This is a genomic window from Paraburkholderia azotifigens, assembly GCF_007995085.1.
Classification (GTDB): Bacteria; Pseudomonadota; Gammaproteobacteria; order Burkholderiales; family Burkholderiaceae; genus Paraburkholderia; species Paraburkholderia azotifigens.
In genome coordinates this window covers 1878938-1904840 of sequence record NZ_VOQS01000005.1, presented here as the reverse complement: position 1 = coordinate 1904840, position 25903 = coordinate 1878938, and the positions used below count along the sequence as shown (strand labels likewise).

The 25903-nt window shown below is 64.1% G+C and carries 20 protein-coding genes; 3 read left to right on the top strand and 17 right to left on the bottom strand.

Annotated elements, in window-relative coordinates:
• Positions 1-15 precede the first annotated feature (15 nt).
• The 8 genes from FRZ40_RS40525 to phoU form a co-directional block, all read right to left on the bottom strand.
• A complete protein-coding gene (locus FRZ40_RS40525) occupies positions 16-1383 on the bottom strand; it encodes an LLM class flavin-dependent oxidoreductase (RefSeq protein ID WP_275671104.1) in 1368 nt (455 codons plus the stop codon).
• Positions 1384-1431: 48 nt separating this feature from the next.
• Entirely contained in the window at positions 1432-2289 is an 858-nt protein-coding gene (locus FRZ40_RS40520; protein WP_147238035.1) for an ABC transporter ATP-binding protein, read from the bottom strand.
• Positions 2290-2315: 26 nt separating this feature from the next.
• A complete protein-coding gene (locus FRZ40_RS40515) occupies positions 2316-3215 on the bottom strand; it encodes an ABC transporter permease (protein WP_147238034.1) in 900 nt (299 codons plus the stop codon).
• A gap of 23 nt (positions 3216-3238) precedes the next feature.
• On the bottom strand, positions 3239-4096 hold the full coding sequence (locus tag FRZ40_RS40510; protein WP_147238033.1) for an ABC transporter permease: 858 nt from the start codon (positions 4094-4096) through the stop codon (positions 3239-3241).
• 11 nt (positions 4097-4107) lie between these two features.
• Positions 4108-5190 (bottom strand): ABC transporter substrate-binding protein, encoded by a 1083-nt coding sequence (locus FRZ40_RS40505; protein ID WP_147238032.1) that lies wholly within the window; start codon positions 5188-5190, stop codon positions 4108-4110.
• Positions 5191-5264: 74 nt separating this feature from the next.
• Positions 5265-6074, bottom strand: coding sequence for a class I SAM-dependent methyltransferase (locus tag FRZ40_RS40500; RefSeq protein ID WP_147238031.1), 810 nt, complete (start codon positions 6072-6074; stop codon positions 5265-5267).
• Between the two features lie 216 nt (positions 6075-6290).
• Positions 6291-6872, bottom strand: a complete 582-nt coding sequence (locus FRZ40_RS40495) for a response regulator (protein ID WP_147238030.1) — start codon at positions 6870-6872, stop codon at positions 6291-6293.
• Between the two features lie 195 nt (positions 6873-7067).
• The gene (gene phoU, locus FRZ40_RS40490; protein WP_028367321.1) at positions 7068-7775 is read right to left on the bottom strand and encodes a phosphate signaling complex protein PhoU; all 708 of its coding nucleotides are present in this window, start codon (positions 7773-7775) and stop codon (positions 7068-7070) included.
• Between the two features lie 336 nt (positions 7776-8111).
• On the opposite strand from phoU, the gene FRZ40_RS40485 reads away from it, so the two are divergent.
• The gene (locus tag FRZ40_RS40485; protein WP_051446410.1) at positions 8112-8327 is read left to right on the top strand and encodes a hypothetical protein; all 216 of its coding nucleotides are present in this window, start codon (positions 8112-8114) and stop codon (positions 8325-8327) included.
• Positions 8328-8641: 314 nt separating this feature from the next.
• Here the strand turns inward: FRZ40_RS40485 and katG are convergent, their stop codons facing one another.
• Positions 8642-10906: a catalase/peroxidase HPI gene (gene katG, locus FRZ40_RS40480; protein WP_147238029.1), complete on the bottom strand. Its 2265-nt coding sequence runs from the start codon at positions 10904-10906 to the stop codon at positions 8642-8644.
• A gap of 260 nt (positions 10907-11166) precedes the next feature.
• On the opposite strand from katG, the gene FRZ40_RS45590 reads away from it, so the two are divergent.
• Positions 11167-12006 carry an FAD-dependent monooxygenase gene (locus FRZ40_RS45590; RefSeq protein ID WP_240057484.1) on the top strand — a complete coding sequence of 280 codons (840 nt, stop codon included), beginning with the start codon at positions 11167-11169 and terminating at the stop codon, positions 12004-12006.
• Here the strand turns inward: FRZ40_RS45590 and FRZ40_RS40470 are convergent.
• The gene (locus FRZ40_RS40470) at positions 11976-12173 is read right to left on the bottom strand and encodes a hypothetical protein (protein ID WP_147238028.1); all 198 of its coding nucleotides are present in this window, start codon (positions 12171-12173) and stop codon (positions 11976-11978) included. The two genes, FRZ40_RS45590 and FRZ40_RS40470, sit on opposite strands and share 31 nt — an antisense overlap.
• 102 nt (positions 12174-12275) lie before the next feature.
• A complete protein-coding gene (locus tag FRZ40_RS40465) occupies positions 12276-15866 on the bottom strand; it encodes an indolepyruvate ferredoxin oxidoreductase family protein (RefSeq protein WP_147238027.1) in 3591 nt (1196 codons plus the stop codon).
• A gap of 101 nt (positions 15867-15967) precedes the next feature.
• Here FRZ40_RS40465 and FRZ40_RS40460 point away from each other — a divergent pair, with 101 nt between their 5' ends.
• The gene (locus tag FRZ40_RS40460) at positions 15968-16873 is read left to right on the top strand and encodes a LysR family transcriptional regulator (RefSeq protein WP_147238026.1); all 906 of its coding nucleotides are present in this window, start codon (positions 15968-15970) and stop codon (positions 16871-16873) included.
• A gap of 43 nt (positions 16874-16916) precedes the next feature.
• Here FRZ40_RS40460 and FRZ40_RS40455 read toward each other — a convergent pair whose 3' ends face one another.
• The 6 genes from FRZ40_RS40455 to acnA all read right to left on the bottom strand — a co-directional run bounded on the left by FRZ40_RS40455 (position 16917) and on the right by acnA (position 25784).
• On the bottom strand, positions 16917-18359 hold the full coding sequence (locus tag FRZ40_RS40455) for an MFS transporter (RefSeq protein WP_028367316.1): 1443 nt from the start codon (positions 18357-18359) through the stop codon (positions 16917-16919).
• Between the two features lie 80 nt (positions 18360-18439).
• On the bottom strand, positions 18440-20398 hold the full coding sequence (locus FRZ40_RS40450) for an aconitase family protein (RefSeq protein ID WP_147238025.1): 1959 nt from the start codon (positions 20396-20398) through the stop codon (positions 18440-18442).
• A gap of 94 nt (positions 20399-20492) precedes the next feature.
• Positions 20493-21386, bottom strand: a complete 894-nt coding sequence (locus FRZ40_RS40445) for a LysR family transcriptional regulator (RefSeq protein WP_028367314.1) — start codon at positions 21384-21386, stop codon at positions 20493-20495.
• Between the two features lie 52 nt (positions 21387-21438).
• Positions 21439-22173 (bottom strand): ABC transporter substrate-binding protein, encoded by a 735-nt coding sequence (locus tag FRZ40_RS40440; RefSeq protein ID WP_147238024.1) that lies wholly within the window; start codon positions 22171-22173, stop codon positions 21439-21441.
• A 38-nt stretch (positions 22174-22211) separates the two neighbouring features.
• Positions 22212-23105 carry a GntR family transcriptional regulator gene (locus tag FRZ40_RS40435; protein ID WP_028367312.1) on the bottom strand — a complete coding sequence of 298 codons (894 nt, stop codon included), beginning with the start codon at positions 23103-23105 and terminating at the stop codon, positions 22212-22214.
• A gap of 54 nt (positions 23106-23159) precedes the next feature.
• Entirely contained in the window at positions 23160-25784 is a 2625-nt protein-coding gene (acnA, locus tag FRZ40_RS40430) for an aconitate hydratase AcnA (RefSeq protein ID WP_147238023.1), read from the bottom strand.
• Positions 25785-25903 lie beyond the last annotated feature (119 nt).

Here is a 25903-nt window from a genome sequence, read left to right as displayed (position 1 = left end):
ACTGGACAAGTCGAATCAGGCCGTCTGCGCGACTTGCTGTTGCGCCCAAAACTGATTGACGGGTCGCGGCAACCCCAGATGATCGCGCAGCGTCTTGCCCGAATATTCAGTGCGGAACAGGCCGCGGCGCTGCAACTCCGGCACGACGAGTTCGGCGAATTCGCTCAGTCCGCCAGGCAGCCACGGCGACATGATGTTGAAGCCATCGGCGCCTTCTTCCTCGAACCACTGCTGCAGCTGATCCGCGATGCTCTGCGGCGTGCCGATCACCTGCTGGTGTCCGCGCGCGCCCGCAATGCGCAGATACAGCTGGCGTATCGTCAGATTGTCGCGCCGTGCGAGATCGAGCAGAAGCCGCTGCCGGCTCTTGCCGCCATTGGTTTCGGGCAGTTCGGGCACAGGGCCGTCGACGGGATACTTCGACAGATCGATGCCGCCCGACATGTTCGACAGCAGCGCCAGGCCGACAGTCGGATGAATCAGGTTCTGCAATTCGTCGAACTTGTCGCGCGCTTCCTGCTGCGTCTTGCCGATCACGGGAAAGATGCCGGGCATGATCTTCAGATGCTCGGGGCGGCGGCGATAGCGTGCGAGCCGTCCTTTCACGTCGCGATAGAAGGCCTTTGCTTCATCCAGCGTCTGATGCGCGACGAAGATCACCTCCGCCGTTTGCGCGGCGAGTTCCTTGCCCGCATCGGACGCACCCGCCTGAATCACGACGGGCCGTCCCTGCGGCGAACGCGCGACGTTCAACGGCCCGCGCACCTTGAAGTGCCTGCCGCGATGTTCGAGCACATGCAGCTTGCTTGCGTCGAAGTAGACGCCGCTCGCCTTGTCGCGGACGAAGGCGTCGTCGTCCCAGCTGTCCCACAAGCCCGTCACCACGTCATGAAACTCTTTCGCGCGCTCGTAGCGCAGCGCGTGGTCGGGATGCTGGTCGAAGCCGAAGTTGTGCGCTTCCGTTTCCGTGCTCGACGTGACGAGGTTCCAGCCCGAGCGGCCGCCGCTCAGATGATCGAGCGACGCGAACTTGCGCGCGACGTTGTAAGGCTCGTTGAACGTCGTGGATACGGTGGCAACGAGGCCGATGTGCTGTGTGACGACGGAGAGCGCGCACAATAGCGTGAGCGGCTCGAAGTGATCGGCGCGCGCCGTGCGCGACAGCGAAGGCAGGTTCGTGTCGCGCACGCTGACGCTATCGGCGAAAAAGATCGCGTCGAACTTCGCGCGCTCCGCGATCTGCGCGAGTTCCGCGTAGTGCGCGAAATCGAGGCCGCCTGCCGCGTGCGTGTCGGGATGACGCCAGGCGGCGATGTGGTGTCCCGTTTCCATCAGGAACGCACCGAGGCTGATCTGTCGTTGGTGTGGTCGTGCTTCGCTCACTATCGTTTCCTTGATCGATGTCGTAAGAAATCGGGCTTCATTCGGGCTTCACCACGCAAGGCGCCATTCGCCGATGCGCGGTTCATGCACGGCCACGCGATGACCGTCTCCCGGCGTTTCATCGGCATCGGATGCAGGCTGTTCGCTGAAGTCGGCGAGTATCGCGTTGCGTAATTGGACGAAACGCGCGTCGCTTCGCTCGCGCGGACGCGGCAGGTCGACTTGTGCGATACGCTTCACACGGCCTGGACGCGGCGCCATTGTCACGACGCGGTCGCCGAGGTAGATCGCTTCGTCGACGTCGTGCGTGACGAGAATCATCGTGATCCGCTCGTGCTGCCAGATGCGTTGCAGCTCGTTCTGCAGACGGGCGCGTGTGAGCGCATCGAGTGCGCCAAACGGTTCGTCGAGCAACAGCACCCGTGGCCGGTTGACGAGCCCACGGGCGATCGCGACGCGCTGCGCCATCCCGCCCGACAACTGATGCGGATACGCATGCTCGAAACCTTCGAGCCCGACGAGCGCGACATGCTCGGCGACGGCCTCGCGTTTCTGCTGCTGCGAAAGCGGCGCATTACGCAACGCGGCCAGAACGTTCTGCGACGCGGTCAGCCACGGAAACAGCCGGTGATCCTGAAACACGATGCCGCGTTCGAGCGACGTGTCGCGTACGCGATCGCCGTCGACGCTGATTTCGCCGCGATAGTCGCTGTCGAGTCCCGCGATCAGCCGCAGCAGCGTCGACTTGCCGCAGCCGCTCGCGCCGACCACGCTGATGAATTCGCCTTGTGCGATATCGAGTGAAATATCGTCGAGCACGAGCAGCGCGCCGTCTGCTTCGCCCTGTTGCGCGTAGCGTTTGCTGACGCCGCGTATGCGGATGCCTTCGAAAACTGTGGTCGTCATGTGCGTTACCTGTGATGTTGTGGGTGTCATGCAGCGGCGCGTTCGCCCGATGAACGGGTATGCCGCGCGAACACGCGTCGCTCGATGCCGCGTGCGAGCGCATTGAGCGCCCAGCCCGTCAGGCCCACGACGATGATCCCGAACAGCACGAGATCCATCCTGAACTGCTCGCTGCCGTCGATCAGCGTGTTGCCGATCCCGCTGCCCGCGACCAGCAGATATTCGGCGCCGAGCGTCGCGAGCCACGAGTAGATCAACGCGAGATAGATGCCCGTGAAAATCGAAGGCAGCGCGGCGGGGAGGATCACGAAGCGCGCCATCTGCAAGCGTGAATAGCGGAACGCGCGCGCCACTTCGACATAGCGCGGCGGAACGGCATGAATGCCGTCGCACGTATGCGCCGCGACGGGCAGCAGCGCGGCGAGCGACAGGAACACGACCTTCGCCATATCGCCGAGGCCGAACCAGACGGAGATCAGCGGTATCCACGCGAACAGCGAGATCTGCTTGAACGTGTCGAAGGTCGGACCGATCAGGCGCGTGGCGATGCGCGAGAAGCCAAGCGCGGCGCCGAGCAGCAGGCCGCTCGCTGTGCCGATCACGAACCCGCTGGCTTCGCGCGCCAGCGACGCGGACAGCGCGCGCAACAGCGCGCCGCTTTGAATCTGCTGCCACGCGGTATGCGCGACATCGACGGGGCTGACGAGCAAGCCGCTCTTGATGACATGCAATGCCGACACGATCCACCACGACACAAACGCGGCGAGTGGCAACACGAGGCCGCGCCAGTTGAATGAAGCCAGGCGTCGTTTGAATGCGGACGTGCGTGGTGGCGAGACCGAAGCGTCGCAACTGCATGGCGGCGGCCTGCTCGCTTTGCGCGGCGCGAAGAGGCGTGACGGCGACAACGAACGCGTGAAAGACATGACGTGCTCCCCGATCGGAAAAGTTACTCGCGGAACGCGGACGGTTGACCGCGCCGCAGCCGCGCTTCGAGCGCGTCGAGCAGACGGTTGATCGCAAAGCCGATGGCGCCGACGATCACGACGGACGCCATCACCAGATCGAGTTGAAAGAGCTGGCGTCCGTAGACGATCAGATAACCCAGCCCCTCCGACGAGGCGACCAGCTCGACCACGACGAGCGCCAGCCACGCCTTCGTGAACGCGAGCCGCACGCCCGTGGCGAGCGTCGGCACGGCGGCCGGGAACACGACATGCGCGACGCGCTGCCAGCGGCTGTAGCCGAACACGCGCGCGGCTTCATCGAGCGGCGCTGGCGTGTTGCGCACGCCTTGCATCGTGCTCAACGTGACGGGCACGAGCGCGGCATGTGCGATCAGAATGTACTTGAGCGGCTCGCCGACACCGACGAGCAGCAGCAGAAACGACAGCCAGCCCAGCACGGGAATCTGCACGAGCGCATTGAACGCGGGCAGCACGTAGGCTTCTACGGTGCGCGACAGGCCCAGTGCCGCGCCGATCAGCAGCCCGGCGAGCGTGCCGACACCGAAGCCGACGAGCACCCGTTGCAGGCTGACCAGCGTGTGATGCGCGAGGTCGCCGCTCGCCGCGAGATCGCGCAGCGTGTCGAACACCTGCTGCGGCGGCGGAAGAATCTGCGGCGCGATCCAGCCGCGCGCGCAGCCGATGCTCCACAGCGTGAACAGCGCGGCGGGCAGCAGCCAGGGCGCGAGATGCCACGCGACGGCCCGCGCGCGCCGTTGCGTGTGCTCCGATACTTCGCTTGCGGTGTTCCGCGTGGCGCGCTTCGAAAGCGGCTGCCACTGGTCTATCGCCTTGCTCATGGCGGACTCCGTCAGCTGAGTGGTTTGCCTTGCGCGTCGTAACGCGTCCAGTAGTGTTCGAGCGTCTGCGCGCGCAGCGCATTGTCGAGATAGCGTGTCTCGAACCAGCCGTCCACCTCGACGGGCTGGCGAATCAGCTTGAGCTTGAGCGCGTCGTTCGCCACGGCCTTATAGCGCGCGACGATGAACGGATCGACGAGCGGCGAGTTACGCGACTTCAACGGCTGATTGGCGAACTCGGCCTGCCACGACGCATAGGTCACGCCGCTCTTGGCCCACAGCTTGAAGAGCGCGTCGCGATTCGCTTCGTCGGACGACCACTGCGCGCCTTTGACGAACACATTCACCACGCGCTGCACGATGTCGGGATGCGCGCGGTCGAAGTCGTCGAGCACGAGCAGATGCGACTGGCGCGTGAATTGCGGCCCGTCCGTCTGCGATTCGTAGATGATCTTCGCGAGACCCTGATCGCGCAGCTTGTAGAGGTGATAGTCGTTGACGGACGCATCGATGCCCTTCGACGACAACGCGGCCAGCGAACTCGCCGAGTCGAGATTGATCACGCGCAGGTCGCGTTCGTCGAGTTGATTGGCGGCGAGCACGTTGTCCGCGACGAGTTGCAGATTGGTGCCGCGAAAGATCGACACGCGCTTGCCCTTGAGATCTTTCACCGACTGCACGGGCGAGTCCGGCGGCACGGCGATTTTCACGCCGACGCGCACGCCCGATTCGAGCAGGATGCGCGTCTTGAGCCCGTTGGCGCGGCCGAGCACGGAAGGCAAATCGCCCTGAAACGCGAAGTCGAGTGATTTGTCGGCGATCGCTTCGTTGACGGCGGGGCCCGCGCCCTTGAAGAAGAGCCATTCGACCTTGATGCCGTCGGCGGCGAATTCCTTTTCGACCAGCTGCAACTGCTGCACGGTCGCAGCGGGCGAACCGCCGAACGTAGGCGGATCGCCGGCGCCTTGTTGGGCGACGCCGATGCGGATCACGGCGGGTTTGTCGGCATGCGCTTGCGGCACGGTAAAAGCGAGCGCGGTCGCAAGCAGAACGGACTTCACGAGCGTGAAGGTTCGTCGGATTCGGTTGTTCATTGATCGGGTGCGGAGTGAGGTCAGAAGTGGTGGAAGGCGAGAGCGGAAGCGCCGCGCGGAATCTCAGTGCGATCTCAGTGCGCAAGCGGCTTGCGTGCGGTCACGAAGATCATGCGGCGCGCGAGATGCAGACCACGCGGACCGCGATGCGCTTCGAGCGCAGCGGCGAGGCGCTCGCGTAATTGCGTGATTTGCGGCTCGGCCAGTGACGACAGGAAATTGCCGAACGAACTCGCGCGGCTGAACGTCAGCACGTCGTCGACGTTATCGAAGGCATCGTCGAACTCGCGGATTTCGTTGAGCGTCACCTCGAAGCCCAACGACGACAGCAAACTTGCCGCGCTCTCGCGCGTGAGCTTGTTCGGTGCGCCGATTTCCGCGCGTCGCGATTGCGGGTCGGCGGCGATCAGCTTGTGCAGCACGCCATGCAGATCGTGTGGCGCGTCGGCGGGCATCGTCGTGAAGCCGAGACGGCCGCCCGGTTTGAGCACGCGCCATGCTTCGCGCAAGGCTTTGGGCTGGTCGGGTATCCAGTGGATCACGCTGTTCAGGTACACGACGTCGTAGTGCGAACCGCCGATATCCGCGAGTGCTTCTGCCCGGCCGACACGCGCCGCGAAGCGCTCTTGCGCGCGTTGCAGCGCGCGTTCGACGCGTAACGGCAACGGATCGATGCCAAGCACTTCGCCTTGCGCGCCGACGCGCTGCGCGGCGGATTCCGTCAAGCGGCCCGTCCCGCAGCCGATATCGAGCACGCGTTCGCCTTCTTGCAGGCCGAGCGCGTCGAGCAGTTGCAGACCGTGATTGAACTGGCGAATGCCGAGGCGATCGTATTCGTCGGCGAGCGTGGCGGAATCGAGTTGCAGGCTGGGTGCTTTCGACATGGGAATGAGCTGGGTGACGTGGTTGAGCGCTCATTCTTGTCGACGCAATACGTCAGGACAAGAAAGCATTCGAGCTATTCATATGCGTCACGGTGCTTTCCTGCGAGACCCGCGTGCGGCACGTTCGCTATCGTGGATGGATCGACGCACGAATGAATGACGAGGACGCCGGGAGTGGCGATTCGCTGTTCGCGGAAGCATGCCCGGCACCGTCGGCTACCAGCGTATCGGCCCGCCGCACTCGCAGGTTCGCCTGAACTGGACGAGTGCGGCGACACTGCCCTTCAAGGAGTTATGCAAGTCCTCTGCGAGGCGCGTATCGAAGCCGAGGCGCTGAAGTCTGTACACGCGCTTTTCCTGGGCATCGGCCAGTTCGATGCCTCTGCGTATATGAGCGCGACACGAACCGGCAGAACGCGCGCTTTCGTTTTCGCCGTGCGGCACCTGTTTCCGCGTGTCGTCGAAGCGGTCGAGCAATTCCAGCAGTTTCCCGGGCGGGAACGGCTTTCGAAGCATCGCGGCGACGGGGACAGATGGCGTCGTCACCAGCGCGGACATGAGGATGACGGGCACGCGCTGGAATGCGGGCATCGATCGGATCGTACGCACCATATCGGGGCCGTCCATCGTGGGCATCATCACGTCGGACACGATGACCTGCGGATGAGCGACGGGCATGAGCTGCACCGCTTCGGCGCCGTCACGCGCCGTGATAACGTCGTGCCCCGCGCCGTCGAGCACGGCGCTGAGCGCATCGCGCACGTTTGCATCGTCGTCGACCAGTAATACGCGGCTCATCGAACTGTTCCTGTATTCGATGAATGGCTACTTGCATCGCGTATTCCCGGCCTTGAGTCGCTCTAGCCCCTGTTGAAGCCACTGCCGCCGTGCGAGCCCTGTAGCGGCTAGCGGCAATTTGTACGCTTTACAGGCAAAAGATGCCGCGTGTCCGCGCGATAACCACGCGGTACGGGAAATGCTCGGGCGCGTCTTTCAGGTGGTCAGCGCTTCGCGCTCGAGTTCGCCCAGTGGAATGTGCCGTACATCGCGGCCTTTGACGACGAACACGACGAATTCGGCGATATTTTTCGCATGATCGCCGATTCGTTCGAGCGCTTTGGCAATGAACAGATACTCGAGCGCGACGGAAACGGTTTGGGGCCGCTCGCTCATCTGCGTCACGAGTCTGCGAACGAACGCGCGGAAGGCGTCGTCGATGGCCTGGTCGTCGCGCACGATCTGCGCAGCGGCGACGGCATCCATGCGCGCGAACGCGTCGAGCACACGATGCAGGATGGACGCCGCCATTTCCCCCGAACTGCGCAACTCGGTCAGCGGAATACTCGAGATTCCGCCGTTCTCGTCAATGCGCCGCATGCGCTTGGAGATCTTGCGTGCTTCGTCGCCCATCCGTTCGAGATTGGTCACGCACTTCGACATGGCCATCAGCAGACGCAGGTCGCGTGCAGCGGGCTGCCGGCGCGCAATGACGCGATGTATCTCTTCGTCGATTTCTATTTCGAGCGCGTTGAGCTCGCGCTCGCTGTCGCGGATTTCCTGCACGAGTGCGGGATCGTAGTCGTCGATCAGCGTCAGACAGCGAGTGGTCTGTCTTTCGACCATGCCGCCCATTGCCAGCAGATGGGTGGACAGCGTGTTGAGCGCGGCGTCGAATTGACTTGAGAGATGCTTGTCGGACATGATGCGCCCCCTTTGCCGCGCAGCTTGAGCGATGTGATGCGGTTTAGTCTCTGACCGGCCTGTTCCGCGCGCATCCGCGAAATCGAAAACCGTATATATGGTTTTATGGTAGCGGCGCAAAAATGCATGTGCAAGCGATGCGGCGGTTTTGCGCGGACGCGTTGCCTGATGACCACTCTTCTGGTCCGATCTTTCCTGCCGCTACGGCGGGATGTCTGTTACGCGTCGCTTGTGGATGCGGTGCCATCATGCGGGGCATGTCGATTGCTGGAGCCTCGCACAGAGGTTCAATGCACCCGCATGAGAACATCACTGGCGAACCAGGGGAGCAGCAGCATGGAGATAACCTATTCGTCTTGCACCCTCGGCGTAACGGCTGGCGTCGCGGACGGTAACGTGGTCGCGAATGTGCGCATCTATCGGCCGGGCGCCGAAGATATTTCCGCAGAGACGTACGAGTTTCAGGTACCCGGTAACTTCGTCGATGGCAAAGAAGCGATCACCTTCGCGACGGAATGGGCCAAGGAGTGGATCGACGAGCATTGCGTCTGACGATCGTCACATCCGCCGCCGGGCCGCTCCAAGGCATAGGGCCGCGATGGCTGGGTTCGACGGCTGTGCGGGACGTGCCGGACGGTCTCGTCTTGCTGAGCGTCGATTCCCTGCGACACCGCACGGTTTCGGGCGAGCGGTTTCGGCGACGGCTTGAATGGCTTATCCGCATCGCGATGCGAGCAATGTCCCGGTAAATGTCACAACATGACGTAATCGATGCGGGGCCTGTCATTCCCCGCGCGTATTGAGCGACATTGAGCGATTGAACCAATAGCGCGGCAACGCAACCCTCACGCTGCCGCGCGCCTGCTTCAGGCGAGATCGAAACGGTCGAGATTCATCACCTTCACCCACGCAGCGACGAAATCGCGGACAAATTTTTGCTGTGCATCCTCGCTTGCATAGACTTCACACAACGCACGCAGCTGCGCATGCGAACCGAAGACCAGGTCGACACGCGTGCCTGTCCACTTTATTTCGCCTGTTCTGCGGTCCGCGCCTTCGAACACTTCGCGTCCGGGCGACGTCGGAGTCCATTCCGTGCCCATGTCGAGCAGATTGACGAAGAAGTCGTTGGTCAGCGTTTCAGGGCGCTTCGTGAAGACACCGTGCGCATCGGCTCCCGTGTGCACGTCGAGCACACGCAAGCCGCCGATCAGCACCGTCATTTCCGGCGCCGTCAGCGTCAGCAGTTGCGCCTTGTCGATGAGCAGGACTTCGGCGGGCACGCGGAACTTGCCCTTGAGGAAGTTGCGGAAGCCATCGGCGACGGGTTCGAGCGCGCTGACGGATTGCACGTCGGTCTGTTCCTGCGACGCGTCCATGCGACCCAGCGTGAACGGCACGCTGACCAGATGGCCGGCGCTCTTTGCCGCCTGCTCGATTGCGGCGCCGCCCGCCAGCACGATCAGATCGGCCAGTGAGATTTTCTTGCCGCCCGACGCCGCGCCATTGAACTCGCCCTGAATGCCTTCCAGCGTGCTCAGCACTTTCGCGAGTTGATCGGGCTGATTGGCGGCCCAATCCTTCTGTGGCGCGAGCCGGATGCGCGCGCCGTTCGCGCCGCCGCGCTTGTCCGAGCCACGAAACGTCGACGCCGACGCCCATGCCGTCGACACCAGTTGCGAGACGGAAAGCCCCGACGCCAGGATCTTCTGCTTCAGTGTTGCGATGTCGTTTTCGTCGACGAGCGGATGATTCACAGCGGGAATCGGGTCCTGCCACACGAGTTCTTCGGCAGGCACTTCCGGGCCGAGATAGCGGGCGCGCGGACCCATATCGCGATGCGTCAGCTTGAACCACGCGCGCGCGAAGGCGTCGGCGAATTCGTCGGGATTCTGCATGAAGCGCCGCGAGATCTTCTCGTACGTGGGATCGAAGCGCAGCGAGAGATCGGTGGTGAGCATCGTCGGCAGCAGCTTTTTCGACGGATCGTGTGCATGCGGAATCGTTGCCTGCGCACCCTTGGCGACCCACTGGTTGGCACCCGCGGGACTCTTCGTCAGTTCCCATTCGTTCCCGAACAGGTTCTGGAAGAAACCCATGCCCCACTGCGTCGGCGTGCTGGTCCACGTGACTTCGAGGCCGCTCGTGATCGTGTCGCCACCCCGGCCGGTGCCGAAGCTGCTCTTCCAGCCGAGCCCCTGGTTTTCGAGTTCGGCGGCTTCGGGTTCGGCACCGACGTGATCGGCGGTACCGGCGCCGTGCGTCTTGCCGAACGTGTGGCCGCCCGCGATCAGCGCGACGGTTTCCTCGTCGTTCATCGCCATGCGGCCGAAGGTTTCGCGGATGTCGTGCGCGGCCGCGAGCGGATCGGGATTGCCATCCGGGCCTTCAGGGTTCACGTAGATCAGGCCCATCTGCACGGCGCCGAGCGGGTTCTCCAGATTGCGCCCGCTATCCGTGCGGCTGGCTTCCTCGCCATGCATTTGCTGGTCCGCGACGAGCACGCCTTCATCGCTCTCGTCGCGCGGCGCGGCGCCCTTGCCATAGCGGACGTCGCCGCCCAGCCAGGTTTTTTCATCGCCCCAGTAGACGTCCTGGTCCGGCTCCCACGTGTCTTCGCGGCCGCCCGCGAAGCCGAAAGTCTTGAAGCCCATCGTTTCGAGCGCGACGTTGCCGGACAGGATCAGCAGATCGGCCCACGAAATCTTCTGGCCGTATTTCTGCTTGACGGGCCATAGCAGTCGGCGGGCTTTGTCGAGACTGACGTTGTCCGGCCAACTGTTGAGGGGCGCGAAACGTTGCTGGCCGCGTCCGCCGCCTCCGCGTCCGTCGCCCGTACGATAGGTGCCGGCGCTATGCCACGCCATACGGATGAAGAGCGGACCGTAGTGGCCGAAGTCGGCTGGCCACCAGTCCTGAGAATCGGTCATCAGCGCCGCGAGGTCTTTCTTCACGGCTGCGAGATCGAGGCTCTTGAAGGCCTCGGCGTAATTGAAATCCTTGTCCAACGGATTGGACTTGTTCGAATGCTGGCTGAGCAGGTCCAGCCGAAGCTGCTTCGGCCACCAGTCGCGATTGGTCGTTCCGCCGCCGGCGGCATGAATGAACGGGCACTTTGCATCGTTTGACATGCGTCGTCTCCTTGGAGGATCTCTCCACTCTGTGTTCTGCGATGGTGTGAGGCTTCCGTGACAGCGTACCGGCCCGATACAACGCAAACCACCTGGCCGTTTGGTATATAGCGGCGAGTCGGCGCAACTGTTCAAATTCACTATATGCGACAGCGCAGGGCAACTGAATTCGAATGCGGCAATGTCGCCAATAGCCCGCCGCTATAGCCGCGCGGCGCGTTCACGGCCGCATTCTGCTGCTGTGCAGTGTCGGATCGCCTATGCTTTTTGAGTTTGTGTGGCGCATCGTTTCGATCGATTCCGGATACGCAATGTCCCGCGAGGAGCAAAACATGGAAGGCGTGGATGTGCTCGTGGTCGGCGCCCGTCCGGTGGGGCTGCTGCCCGGAACCGGATTGCAGCGCGATGGCATCGGCGTATGCGTGATCGACGGGATGCCGGCGCGCGGCTTCTTCTGCGAGGCGCGCGGCATCACGCCCCGCACACTGGAGATCTTCGACGACCTCGGCATCGTGGATCGTGCAATCGGGGCGGGCGTGTGGCTCACGGGCGTCGAGACGTGGGTCGACGGGGCGATGATGCCCGCGCGCAGCGTGTATCTGCCCGAGCAGGGCTTGCCGTATGGATCGGCGGATCAGCGGGGGCGCGCCGCGCCGTTGTGGCCGCGCTTCAGCCGATGCGCGGCACCCGTCGCCGTCATCGCGGCCGCCGGTCCCGGCGTTGCGGCCGGACATCCTGCCACGACGCTTTCCATCGTCATCACGAAGCTGATGGCCAGCTTCGTCGTGTTTCCGTTCGTCGCGGCCTTGCGCCGACATGCGATGCAAGCCCGCGATGAAGGACGCGATCAACCACGCAACCGGCGAGACCCATCGTCAGCGGCACGGCAGCGCAGGCGAACGGACGTGACACAGCGGATGTCGCTGTTGCGACACATCGCGCTTGCATTATTGAGATACGGGTTTATACTTAGGACTGTCTCCTCCATGTCTCCTCCTGATATGGATTCAGCCCACCAGCCTGGTGGGCTTTTCTTTTTGTCCCCGCGGTATTTGCGAAACACCCTGGCTCACGGGCCGAAGAACGTCTCGCAGAAGTGACCTGGCGCGCTGCACGAAGGCGTCTCTGCGCGACTTGCCGTTTGCGGCGGCGCTGATGCCGAGCAGCCGACGATCATGCACGCGAGCAAGCCGATCAGGCCGATCAGGCCGGTCAAGCCGATCAGGCCCAATCGCGCGAATGTGCGGCGGAAGAAGAACGTAACCATGCTGCACCTCGCGAAGCGTCTATAAGCGCGAAAACGGGAGCGGCTGCCCTCGAGCAATCCACTCCCGTTCGACTTCAGCAGCCGGAAGTCATTCAACCCATCTCACGCGCTCGCTGTCAAACGCTCGGGCGTCCTGTAGTCGTCGAGCAATCGCTGCCGCTTCTTCGCCGCTGCCTCGAGATTGCGCTCCTTCACATGACCGAAGCCGCGGATATCGTCGGGCAGGCTGGCCAGTTGCAGCGCCACGGGCAGGCGTTCGAAAGTGAGTGTCGCGCGGAACTCGTCGACGAGTGCGACATAGTCGGCGATCAGCTGCCGCTCCGAGCGCCGCTCGGCCGTTTTGCCGAACACGTCGAGCGCCGTGCCGCGCAGTCCCTTCATACGCGCGAGAACACGGAACGCGGGCAGGATCCATGGACCAAAGCGCTTCTTCTGCAGATGTCCGCGTTCGTCGCGCTTCGCGAGCAGCGGCGGAGCGAGATAAAAGCTGAGCTTGTAGTCGCGTCCTGGCTCGCCCTCGAACTGCTGGCGCAATTTCTCCAGATAAGCAGGATCGGCGTAAAGGCGCGCGACCTCGTATTCATCCTTGTAGGTCATGAGCTTCGCCAGATTCGTCGCGACGGCGCGCGTCAGCGGCAGCTTCGAATGCCCGGCGATTTCCACTTCCTTCGCGCGAATGCCGTCGACCACCAGCCGATACCGCCGCGCATACGCATCATTCTGGTAAGCCCTCAACAACGCCTCGCGCGAGGCGATCAGCTTGTCGAGCGATTCGGGCATCTGCATGACAACTGCTTGCGGCGCGGCAGCCGGTTTGACGAGCGCGCGAACGGCGGCGTCGCCATGTTGCGCGATATAGCGGCCCCAGTTGAACGCCTGTTGATTCTTCTCGACGGCGACGCCATTGAGTTCGATCGCGCGCAGCAGACTCGACAGTTGCAGCGGCAGCCAGCCCTTCTGCCACGTATAGCCGAGCAGCAGCGGGTTGCTATAAATCGTGTCGCCGAGCAGCGTCAGCGCGAGCGCGTTGGCATCGATGAACGCACATCCTTCGCCGATGCTGTCGCGCAGTTCCGCTTCCGTCTGCGTGCCCGGGAACGTCCACTTCGGGTTCTTGACGAACTCGGCCGTCGGCGTCGCGCCGCTGTTGATGGCAGCAACCGTCACGCCGTGCTGCGTGCGCGACAGCACATCGTTGGAAGCCGACACGATCGCGTCGCAGCCGATCACGAGCCGCGCCTCGCCCGTGGCGATGCGCGTCGCGTGCAGCGCGTCGGGCGCGGATGCGAGCTGCACATGGCTCAGCACGGCGCCGCCTTTTTGCGCGAGGCCCGCCATGTCGAGCACGGTGACGCCCTTGCGTTCGATATGCGCGGCCATGCCGATCAGCCCGCCGATCGTCACGACGCCCGTGCCGCCGACACCCGTCACGAGAATGCCGTACGGCCGCGCGAGCGCCGGCAGCGACGGCGCCGGGAGCGCGTCGAAGTCGATCTTGCCAGTGCTCTTGTCGCCGCCCGCTGCCCGAGGTTTGCGAAGCTGCGCGCCTTCCGCCGTGACGAAGCTCGGGCAGAAGCCCTTCACGCACGAAAAGTCCTTGTTGCACGACGACTGATTGATCTTGCGCTTCGTGCCGAGCGGCGTATCGAGCGGCTCGACGGACAGGCAGTTCGATTGCACCGAGCAATCGCCGCAGCCTTCGCACACGGCGTCGTTGATGAACGCGCGGCGCGCGGGATCGGGATACGTGCCGCGCTTGCGGCGGCGGCGCTTCTCCGTTGCGCAGGTCTGATCGTAGATCAGCACCGTCGTGCCCGACACGTCGCGCAGCGCGCGCTGAACGGTGTCCAGCTGATCGCGATGATGCACGTCGACGCCTGCAGGCAGCGCGATGCCCGAGTGATACTTCTCCGGTTCGTCGGTGACGATGACGATTCGCTTCGCGCCTTCGGCGTGCACCTGATGCGCGATCTGCGGCACGGTCAGCACGCCGTCGACGGGCTGGCCGCCCGTCATCGCGACGGCATCGTTGTAGAGCACCTTGTACGTGATGTTCGCGTTCGCCGCGATCGCGGCGCGAATCGCGAGCAGACCCGAGTGGAAATAAGTGCCGTCGCCGAGATTCACGAACACGTGTTTGTCGCCGGAGAAATGCATCTGGCCGATCCACGCGACGCCTTCGCCGCCCATCTGACTGAACGTCTCCGTCTTCCGGTCCATCCACATCGACATGTAATGGCAGCCGATGCCCGCGAGCGCACGCGAGCCTTCCGGCACATTCGTCGACGTGTTGTGCGGACAGCCCGAGCAGAACCACGGCTTGCGCTCGACGGCGACGCGCGGCTTCGCGGCCTCGCGCTCTTTTGCTTCGATGATCGCGACACGCGCGAGCATGCGTGCGCGCACGTCTTCCGGCAGATCCGCGCGAGCGAGGCGGCGCGCAATCGCCTTCGCGATCAGCGCGGGCGACAGTTCGTAATGCGCAGGCAACAGCCAGTCGCCGCGCGGCACCGACCATTCGCCGCCTTCATTGTCGCGTTCGTCGAACTTGCCGTAGATCTTCGGGCGCACGTCCTCGCGCCAGTTATATAGCTCTTCCTTGAGCGCGTATTCGAGAATCTGGCGCTTTTCTTCGACGACGAGAATCTCTTCCAGACCCGTCGCGAACGCGCGCGCGTCCTGCGCATCGAGAGGCCACACGCAGCCCACTTTAAGCACGCGCAAACCGATCTTCGCGCAGGTATCGTCGTCGAGACCGAGATCGCTCAGTGCCTGACGCACGTCGAGATACGCCTTGCCCGCCGTGATGATGCCAAAGCGCGGCTTGTCGGAATCGATCACGACGCGGTTCAGCTTGTTCGCGCGGATATAGGCGAGCGCCGCGTACCACTTCTCGTCGAGCAGCCGCGCCTCTTGCGCGAGCGGCGCATCGGGCCAGCGGATGTTCAGGCCGCCTTGGGGCATCGCGTAACCGGTCGGCGTGACGATCTCCACGCGCTCCGGATCGAGATCGATCGAAGCCGTCGATTCGATCACGTCCGTCACGCACTTCATCGCGACCCACAGGCCCGAGTAGCGGCTCATCGCCCAGCCGTGCAGGCCGTAGTCCAGATACTCCTGCACGTTCGCGGGATACAGCACGGGAATGCCCGCCGCGATGAACGCATGCTCCGACTGATGCGCGACGGAAGACGACTTCGCCGCGTGGTCGTCGCCCGCCAGCACGAGTACGCCGCCGCGCGCGTCGCTGCCCGCGGAATTCGCATGCTTGAAGACGTCACCCGTCCGGTCGACGCCCGGGCCTTTGCCGTACCACATGCCGAACACGCCGTCGCGCGTCGCGCCCGGCCACAGGTTGATCTGCTGCGTGCCCCAGACGGCCGTCGCGGCAAGGTCTTCGTTGACACCCGGCTGGAAGACGATGTCGTTGGCCTGCAGATGCTTTTTCGCTTTCCACAGCGACTGATCGAGCGCGCCGAGCGGCGATCCGCGATAGCCGGAGATGAAGCCCGCCGTGTTCAAACCCGCTTTGAGATCGCGCGCCTTTTGCAGCATCGGCAGACGCACCAGCGCCTGCGTGCCGCTGATGTACACGCGGCCTTTTTCCAGCGTGTATTTGTCTTCCAGCGTGACGCTGGATAGCTCGGATAGTTCGGATTGTTCAGACGTCGCGGCTCGATCGGGCGCATTCATGGCAGGGCTGTCTCCGGGGAATCGTGATTTTTCGCCGAGTATAGAAAGCCGAATTGCTATCGTAAAATCACAAATAGACAATTCTGGTATTCGAAAATCAGATGGCGTTCGATCTCACACTCCGGCAGTTGCGCTACTTCGCGGCGGCGGCGCAAACGGGCCAGTTTTCGATGGCGGCCGCGAACGAACACGTGTCTCAATCGGCGATCACCAATGCCGTGCTCGCGCTGGAGAACGGGCTCGGCACACGGCTCTTCGAGCGGCTGCCGCAGGGCGTGACGCTGACGCCCGACGGCCAGGACTTCTACAACCACGCGCGGCGCGTGCTGGACGCCGCGCGCGACGCCGTCCACAAGCCGCCGTTCCGCTCGCACGACATGCGCGGCACTGTGCGCATCGCCGCGTCGTACACGGTGCTGGGTTACTTCCTGCCCGAACTGCTGGCGCGTTTTCGCGCGACGTATCCGTTCATCGAGTTCGATCTGCGCGACATGGAGCGCGTGGATATCGAGCGCGCCGTGCTCGATGGCGACGTTGATATCGGCGTGGTGCTGCTGTCGAACATCGAGAAGTTGAGCCGGTTCAGCAGCCAGGTGCTGATCCGTTCGCGGCGCCAATTGTGGGTCGCGCCGACGCATCCTCTGGCGCAAGTCGACGCGCCGTCGCTCAAGGACATCGCGGCGCATCCGTACATCCTGATCACCGTGGACGAAGGCGAACAGTCGACGCTGCGTTACTGGAAAAAGAAGGGGCTGGTGCCGAATATCGCGTTTCGCACCAGTTCGATGGAAGCGCTCCGCGGGCTCGTGGCGCACGGCTTCGGTGTGACCGTGCTGTCGGATATGGTGTTTCGTCCGTGGTCGCTCGAAGGCAATCGTATCGAAGCGCGGCCCGTTCTCGACGCCGTGCCGCAGATGGATGCGGGCATGATCTGGCAGAAAGGCGCGCAGCTCAGCGGCCCGGCGACGGCGTTACAGCAGTTTCTGATCCACGCATGCGGCACCTGAAGGCAGCGGCCGGTCGAACGGCCGCTGGCCCACATCGAACCCCTTAGTGCGAAATGCTTTCGAGCGACTTGCCGAGCGTGCGCGGCCCCATCAGCCCGATCGCGACAATGACGAGCGCCATCGCTCCTGCAATGAAAACGAACACGCCCGTGACGCCGAATTCCTTCAGCGTGAACGCGATCACGAACGAGCTGAACACCGCCGACAACCGGCTCCACGAATAGACGAAGCCCACTGCGCGTGCGCGTATCGCCGTCGGATACAGCTCCTGCTGATACGCGTGATAGGTGAACGAGATGATATTGCCCGCCAGCGTCAGCAGCACGCCCAGCATCACGATCGCGACGGCCGATGCCGCCTGGCTGAACAGCAGGCCGCTGACGATATTGAGCGCCGCCATGCAGACGATCACATGCTTGCGCTCGAAGCGGTCGGCGATCCAGTAGCCGAGCAACGGCCCGAGCGGCGCAGCGAGACCGATGACCGTCGTGTACAGCAGGCTCGACGTCACCGTGATGCCTTGCTTGACCAGCAAGGTCGGCACCCAGTTCGCGAAGCCGTAGAAGCCGATCGTCTGGAAAATGTGAAAGGCGATCAGCATCAGCGTGCGCTTGCGATACGGCGGCTTCCACATATCCGCGAAACCGGCCTTGCGCGGAGCGGGATCGGGCGTGCCCGGTTCGGGCAGCGGCTGCCCGTATTGCCGCTCGACCTGCGCTTCGAGACGCGCGAGCACTTCATTCGCTTCGCGGATGCGTCCTTTGCTCGCGAGCCAGCGCGGGCTTTCGGGCAGATTGCGCCGGAAGTACCAGACGAAGAGCGCGCTGATGCCGCCGAGCAGCACGACCCAGCGCCAGCCGTCCACGCCGAACGGCGCGGCGGGCACCAGCAGATAAGAAAGAAACGCGACGACAGGCACGGCCGAAAAGCCGATCGTCTGGCAGATCGCAAAGGCCCTGCCGCGCAGATGCTTCGGTGCGAGTTCGGACATATATGTGCCGATCGTGATCAGCTCGACGCCGATGCCCATTCCCGAGATGAAGCGCCACAGGTTCAGACCGCTCGCGGTGTCCTGGAACGCCATCACCGTGTTGGCCGCGACGTACCAGAGCAGCGACCACGTGAAGATCGCGCGGCGGCCGAAACGGTCGGCGAGAAATCCGCACGCGACAGTGCCGATGAACAGCCCGCAGAAGAGCGCGGCAATGAAGCTCGCGACGCCCGACGTGCCGAACAGGCCCGTGGTGGTCGGCGTGAGAATGCCGCTCTTGACGAGGCCTGGCGCGACGTAGCCGGTGTAGAGCAGATCGTAGAGTTCGAAGAAGAATCCGAGGCTCAGCAGCAGAATCAGCTTCCAGACTGCGCGGGTCGCGGGAAGCCGGTCGAGTCGCGCGGAAATCTCGCCCGTTCCGGCCGCCTGGGATGTGTCGGCGCGCGCGGGATGATCGGCGGCGCGTAGATCAGAGGCGCCCTCCAGGGTGGTCATGTGTGTCTCCAGTCTCGTAGTTTTGGATGTTCAACAACTTCACGAAGCGGCCGGTCCAGGGGATTCAGTCAACCGGTGCTTCACGCGTACTGCGCCTGCAATTCAGCGAACGAAGCAATATGGCCAGCGAGCGCGCTCGCCGCGACGGTCGGCGGGCTCGCAAGCCACACCTGGCCTGGACCCGAGCGGCCCGGGAAATTGCGGTTGATTGCGCTGATCGTCACGTCGCCCGCATCCGTCGACGAACCCGGTCCGCAGTTCGCGCATGCGCCGCACGACGGTTGCAGCAGGATCGCGCCGACCCGCTCGAATGCATCGAGGTAGCCGCGCTCCGCGCAGTAGTCCCTGACGTCGGACGTGCCGAACTGCAGATACAGCTTCACATCCGCAGGCACACGCATGCCGCGCGCTGCCGCCCAGGCCAGCACTTCGTGATAGTGGTCGAAGTCTTCGCGCTTGCCCGCCGTGCACGAGCCGCCATACGCGATATCGACGTGCGGACGCTCCGCCAGATCGCGCAGCGCGACGCCGTTGCCGGGATCGCCGGGCGCGGCGAGCATCGGCGTGATGCGCGTGCAGTCGATCTCGATCACGTCGGCATAGGTCGCGCCCGCGTCGCTGCGCATCCACGGTTCGATGACGAAGTCGATGCCGCGGCGTTCCTTGAGGAAGCGCACGGTCTGCGCATCGGGCGCGACGATGCCCGTGAAGCCGCCGAGTTCCGCCGTCATGTTCGTGAGGGTCGTGCGCTCGTCAGTCGTCAGTAGCGGCATGGCTGAGCCCGCGAACTCGAACACCTTGCCCACGCCCGCGCCGGCACGAATCGCGGGCTCGGCGAGCAGATGCAGGACGAGATCCTTTGCCGTCACGCCGGGTGGAATCGATCCGTTGAAATCGACGCGCAGTGATTGCGGCACGGTCATCCGCACTGCGCCCGTGACGAACGCGTTCGCCATGTCCGTGGTGCCGACGCCGAACGCCACGCATCCGAGCGCGCCGCTATGCGGCGTGTGCGAATCCGTGCCGACGATCAACTGGCCCGGCAACGCGTAGCGCTCCGCCATCATCGCGTGCGAGATGCCTTCCGAGCCTTCGTCGTTGCCGCTGCCCGTTTCGGACAGATAGCCGTGGTTCGTCAATGCATAGTCTTGCGCGAACTGCCGGTGTGCCGCCGACAATTCGCGCACGTCGGGCAGCAAGCCGTTCCGGATGTGCAGTTCGCTCTTGTGCGAATACGACAGATGGTCTTCGAAAGCGAGAATACTGTCGGGCTGATGCAGCGACAGCGGCTTGCCGAACGTCGCGTGCAGCATGTGCGTCGCCATGCCCGTGTAGTACTCGTGGATGAAGCGCCAGTCGGCGCGCACGAAAACGCCGGCGCCTGGTGCGAGCGATGCGCCCGTGCCTTCCGTGCGCAGCGCGTGACGTTCCAGAATTTTTTGCGCAAGCGTGCGCGGCGCGTGATCGGCGGGGCTTTTTGCCGTTTCGATTTTTCGCATGTGCCGCGCGCCATAGCGCAGCAGACCGCCGCTGCGCAGGATCGAAGCGGAGAGACTGTCGCGCGACGCAACGAGTTCGTCGATATCGATCGGCTCGCCGCGCCGGATGCGTTCGATCAACCCGAAGTCCGTCGACGTGAAGAGACCCAGATTATCGGCATTCTGCCGGTAGATCCGCTCGAAGCTCTTCGCGATCACGAGCCGGATGCCCGCGTGATATTCCGCAAGCGGGCTGTGTTCGCGCGACGAACCCTTGCCATAACGGTTGCCCGCCACCGTCACGCAGAAGCCGCCCGCGCGGATCGCGTCGGGGGCGATGGGATTGCGGCCGCGCGTGCGAAAGCCGAGATACGGAAAGCGCCCGAGCCGCTCGTCGAAGCGAGTGAGCACGCTCATCGGCGTGATCTCGTCCGTCGAGACGTCGTCGCGCAGCGTGCCCGCCGTTGCCTCCGTCAGATCGACGCCGCCGAGCTGGCGTTCAACCTGTTCGGGATCGTCGCAAAGAAACAGGATCCGGCCCGTCAATTCCAGTGTCGCCATCTGATTTCTCCTTCAACGGAAATCTAGACGGCGACGGCGGCGGCAACGAAGTGCTCGATTGGCAAAGGGGGCATCGCAAATCGCGATGTCCTCGTTAACCCTCGTGCATGGCAAGCGATTCGATCAGCGCCTGCACGGCCTTCAGACGCGACGATTTGCGGAGCGCGTGAACCCGCAGGACGCGGGCGCGCGCCCATGGCTCGTCGAGCGGCCGGCGCACGAAACCATGCGATCCCGCGAACGCGGACGCCGCGCTGGTGGGCACGATGCCGATGCCAAGGCCTGCTTCGACCATCCGGCATTGCGCATCGAAACTGTTGACCGTCACGGACAGATCGAGCGGCGTGCGGGCGGCGTCGGCGCGTTCCTTCAGGATCTGATCGAGCGATCCGCCCGCCTGCAGTGCGACGAGCGGGAAGCGGATGACGTCGTTGAACGACGGCGCTTCAAGTGCGGCGAGTTCGTGGCCGGGCGGCACGACGACCATCAGCGGATCGTCGGCAAAGTGCCATGAGTCCAGGCCGCCCGGTATCTCGCTGCTCGCGGAGATGCCCACGTCCGCGCGATCGTCCACGCAGGCGCGGATCACCTCGTCGCTGATCTGTTCTGTCAACGCAATCTGCACGAGCGGATAACGAGCCTGGAAAGCCTTCAGGCGCTCGGGCAGGAAACCGACGATCGCCGACGCGTTCGCATACAGACGCACGACGCCCGCGACCTGGCCGCTGAGCGACTGAACCTCGCGCGCCAGCGACTGCAACTGGTCATGAACGGAAACCGCGCGCGCGAACGCGTGACGGCCTGCTTCCGTCAACTCGACGCCGGATGGCGAGCGGATCAGCAACGGAAGTCCCATGGCCGCTTCGAGGTCGGCGAGGCGCCGGCTCAATGCGGATGGCGCGATGTGATTGCGGCTCGCCGCCCGCGCGATGGAGCCTTCCTGCACGACGGAAATGAACAGCTCCAGACTGTACGGATCGATGCGCATGCTGCGGGAGAGAACGGGTTGCCGTAACGGGTCGTGTAGCGGTGATACAGCGCTAAGCCTTCGGCGCCACCGACGCTCCCGCGATCCCATGACGCGCCAGCGCGTCGGCAACGAAGCCTGACGCCTTCATCTCTTCGACAAACGCGTGGAGTGCGGCCGCAGCCGCCGGGCCACGGCTCTTCGGCGTGCCCATCGCCTGCTGGATGACCATGAACCGTTCGTCGAGCAGCCGAAGCCCCGTGGTCCTGGCGGCATCGGCTTCGAGCTGCTGCTTCACGCCCGCCGCGACTTCGAGCTTCTGCTCGACGAAGGTCTCCACGACGGCAGGCGAAGTCGGCGCACGCACGATCTGCGCAGCTTTCAGTTCGCGCGTCAGAAACAGGTCGTACGCGCTGCCTTTGCCGACGGCGACGCGATTATGCGGCTGATCGACATCCGCATTGGTCCGCACGGGCGAGTCGTCGCGAACGAGATAGAAGCCTTCGATCAACACATACGGCGCCGTGAATGCGATCGTCTCGCCCCGCAGCGGATCGACGGCGAAGAAGCCGAAGTCTGCGCGCTCCTCACTGACAGCCTGCACCGACTTGCCCGCCGCGTCGAACACGACCAGTTCCAGTTCGACACCGAGCTTCGCGGCGAACGCACGCGCGAGATCGACCGATACACCGAACGGCTCGCCCGTCTCGGGGTGTTTGTTAGCGAGAATCGGATTGCCGAGATTGATCGACGCGCGCAATTTGCCCGTCGGTGTGAACGCAGTGACAACGGATGGATCGATGGTCATGGAGGCTCTCGTTGCGGCCGCGCTGTGAGGTCGCGGTCTCAGGGTTCCAGGATCTCGCTGATGCGCGAGAGTGCGTCGAGCGTATGCAGCAGATGTTCGCGCATCGCTTCCGACGCTTCTTCATTACGCTCGTGTTCGAGCAGTTCCAGCAGATGCAAATGCTGCTTCGCGTGTTCGACGTAGCGTTCGCGATGCTGCATCGAACGATACGACAGCAGACGGCGCACGCGGTTGACCCGTTTGATCGTGTCGATAAAAAAGCTGTTGCCCGATGCCTCGACCAGCGACTCGTGAAACCGCACGCCGCGATCGTGCAACTGGTCGGCTGTATCCGTTTCGATGCCGCCTGCCAGCAGATGTTTCTCGACATCGCGGCAGCGCTCCAGCACCTTGCGTTCGAGCCGGTATCCCGGCTCCAGCAGCGCCGCAGGTTCGAGCGCAAGACGCAGCCGGTACGACTTCAGCAGACTGTCGGGTGTGGTCAGCATCGGCGAGAACTGCCAGCCGTAGCCCGGCTTGCGCTCGGCCCAGCCTTCCTGCGCGATGCGTCCCATCACGGCCGTCAACTGCGCGTTCGTCAAGCCATAACGCGTCCGGATCAGCTGTTCCGAGAACTCATCGGGTAACTGGCCTTTCAGACGGTCGTCCGCGATCTGGAAATACACGCTCGTCACGATATCCGTTTCCGCGAGGCCCAATTCATCCACGACGTCCGCAAGCGGCTCGACGACAGGCTTGGCGACGAAGAACCCGCGATTCTTCTCGCGCGTCAGGATGCCTTTCTCATGGAGCAAGGCCAGCGCCTCGTTGACGGGCGAGCGCGACACGCGCAGACGGTCGGCGAGCATCTGTGCGGGCAGATGCGCGCCGGCGTCGAGTCCTTCCGTCTTGATCAGTTCAACAATCTGGGTCGCAATGGATCTGTCGATCATGTGAGTCGTGCCTTCTGCCTTCGGCTTATCGCTTGAACGCAGCGGCGGCCGGTCTCAAGCCTCCTGCGTCAGCAAACTTTTCTGCAATATCAGCGGGATCACGCCGCCCGAACGCAGCAGCGTGCATTCGAGTTGCGTTTCGACGGCCGCCGTCGCCTCGATGGGCTGCACGCTGCCGTTCGCGCGAACCACGCGCACGGGCACCCTGCAACGAGGCGACAGCGTATCACCCGCAGCGTCGACTTCGAGCTTATCACCCGGCTGGAGATCGAGTGTGTCGGGATGGACGCCCGGAGCCAGGCGCAGCGGCAGTATGCCCATGCCGATCAGATTCGACCGATGGATGCGCTCGAAACTGACGGCCAGCACCGCGCGAATGCCGAGCAGCCGTTGACCCTTGGCTGCCCAGTCGCGCGACGAACCCGTGCCGTAGCGCTCGCCCGCGACAAGCACGACCGCGTCGCCGTTCTGCTGATAGCGCTGCGCGGCTTCGAAGATCGGCAGCACGTCGCCGCTCGGCACGTGCAGCGTGTGCGCGACGGGCGTGCCGGGGCGCAGCCGGTTGACGAGCGTCCGGTTGTAGAAGGCGGCGCGCACCATCACTTCCCAGTTGCCGCGCCGCGAGGCGAACACGTTGAGGTCGTCGCGATCGTCGCCGCGCGCCACGAGGAAATCGGCGACGTAGCTGTTCTTCGGAATCGCGCTGGCGGGCGAGATGTGATCGGTGGTCACGTCGTCGCCGAGCACGAGCAACGGATACGCGCTGTAGCGGCCGAGCTGGCTGCCCTGTGTCGCCGACGCGAACGGCGGGCGGCGCAACGCCGTCGATGCCGGATTCCACGGGAAGCGCGCGCTGTCGGGCGCATCGAGGTCGTGCCACGCCGGATTGCGGCTCGCGAGCGCGAAGGCGCGCGGATAGTCGCGCGGATCGGCGGCTGCTTTGACGACGTCGGAGACTTCTTCGCGCGTCGGCCAGAGATCGCGCAGATAGACGGGCTTGCCATCAGCTGTCTGCTGGATCGGCTCGACGCTCAGGTCGCGTTCGGCGTCGCCCGCAAGCGCGAAGGCAATGACGAGCGGCGGCGACATGATGAAGCCGAGATCGAGATCGGGATGAATGCGGCCGGGGAAATTGCGGTTGCCCGACAGCATCGCGACGGGATAGATGCTTTTCTGCGCGAGCGCTTCGCGGATCGGCGACGTCAACGGTCCCGAGTTGCCGATGCAGGTCGTGCAGCCGTAGCCGACGATATCGAAGCCGACAGCCGACAAGTCATCAATCAGCTTCGCGCGTTCGAGATACGCGGCGGCGGCGGGCGAGCCAGGTCCAAGCGACGTCTTGACCCACGACGGCACCTTCAGGCCCAACGCGCGTGCTTTACGGGCAAGCAGACCAGCGGCCATCAGCAACGCGGGATCGGATGTATTCGTGCAACTCGTGATCGCGGCAATCGCGACGGGATGCTTCGGCATCGTCGGATGACGTTGCACAGGCTCGAAGGCAAGCCTGGCGAGCGTCGCCGCCGTTTGCGAGTAATCGAGCAGATCCTGCGGACGGCGCGGCCCGGCGATATGCATGCCGACGCTGCCGAGATCGATCTCGATCGTGCGCGTGAAGCGCGGCTCGGCTTGCGGATCGAACCAGAGGCCCGCGTGCCGCGTGAACGCTTCGACGAGCCTGATGGACGCCTCGGAACGGAACGTCGCGCGCAGATAGTCGAGCGTGTGCTGATCGACGGGGAAAAAGCCCGTCGATGCGCCGTATTCCGGCGCCATGTTCGCGACGACGGCGCGGTCGCCAGCGCTCAGCGTCGCGACACCGGGACCGAAGTACTCGACGAACTCGCCCGACACGCCGATGGCGCGCAGCCGCTGTGTCACCTTCAGCGCGAGATCGGTGGCGAGCACGCCCGGCCGCATCGCGCCCGTCAGCCGCACGCCGATCACATCGGGAATGCGCTGCATCACGGGCATGCCGAACATCACCGTCTGCGCTTCGAGTCCGCCCACGCCCCAGCCCAGCACGCCGATGCCGTTGATCATCGGCGTGTGGCTGTCGGTGCCGATCAGCGTATCGGGCACGGCCCATTGCTCGCCGTCGCGCTCGACTGTCGTGACGACGGTCGCCAGTTGCTCCAGGTTGATCGTATGCATGATCCCGGTGCCCGGCGGATGAATGCGCACGCCCTTCAGCGCCTTCGACGCCCAGCGCAGGAAACGGTAGCGCTCCGCGTTGCGGCGCAATTCGAGCGCGAGATTCTCAGGCGCCGCGTCCTTCTGCGCGAAGGACTCGACGGCCAGCGAATGATCGACGGATGAATCGACGGGCAGCACAGGATTGAGCGACGCCGGGTCCGCGCCAGCTTCCGCGAGCGCGTCGCGCATCCCCGCAATGTCGACCAGTGCGGGCGTGCTCGTCGTGTCGTGCATCAGCACGCGGTTGGGCTGGAACGCGATCTCGGCTTCGCTGGTCGCGCGTGCCGTCCACGCGAGGGTGGCTTCGACGGCTTGCCGCCGCTCTTCGCCTTCCATGTTGCGGACGACGTTTTCGAGCAGCAGCCGCATCACGACGGGCAATGCACGCAGCCTGTCGCCGAACAACCCGGGCAGATCGACGAAGCGATACGACATGCCGTCGACGCTCAAGCGGGCTTCAGTGGGGGAGTAAGTGTTTTCCATGACTGTATTTTTGCACTTTACCAGGTAAAAATGCAATCTAGTGCAAACCCCAGATACAACAATGCGGAGACATCACGTGAAGAAAACCGGCCATGACAGGCGGGTTTCGCCGGCCGAAG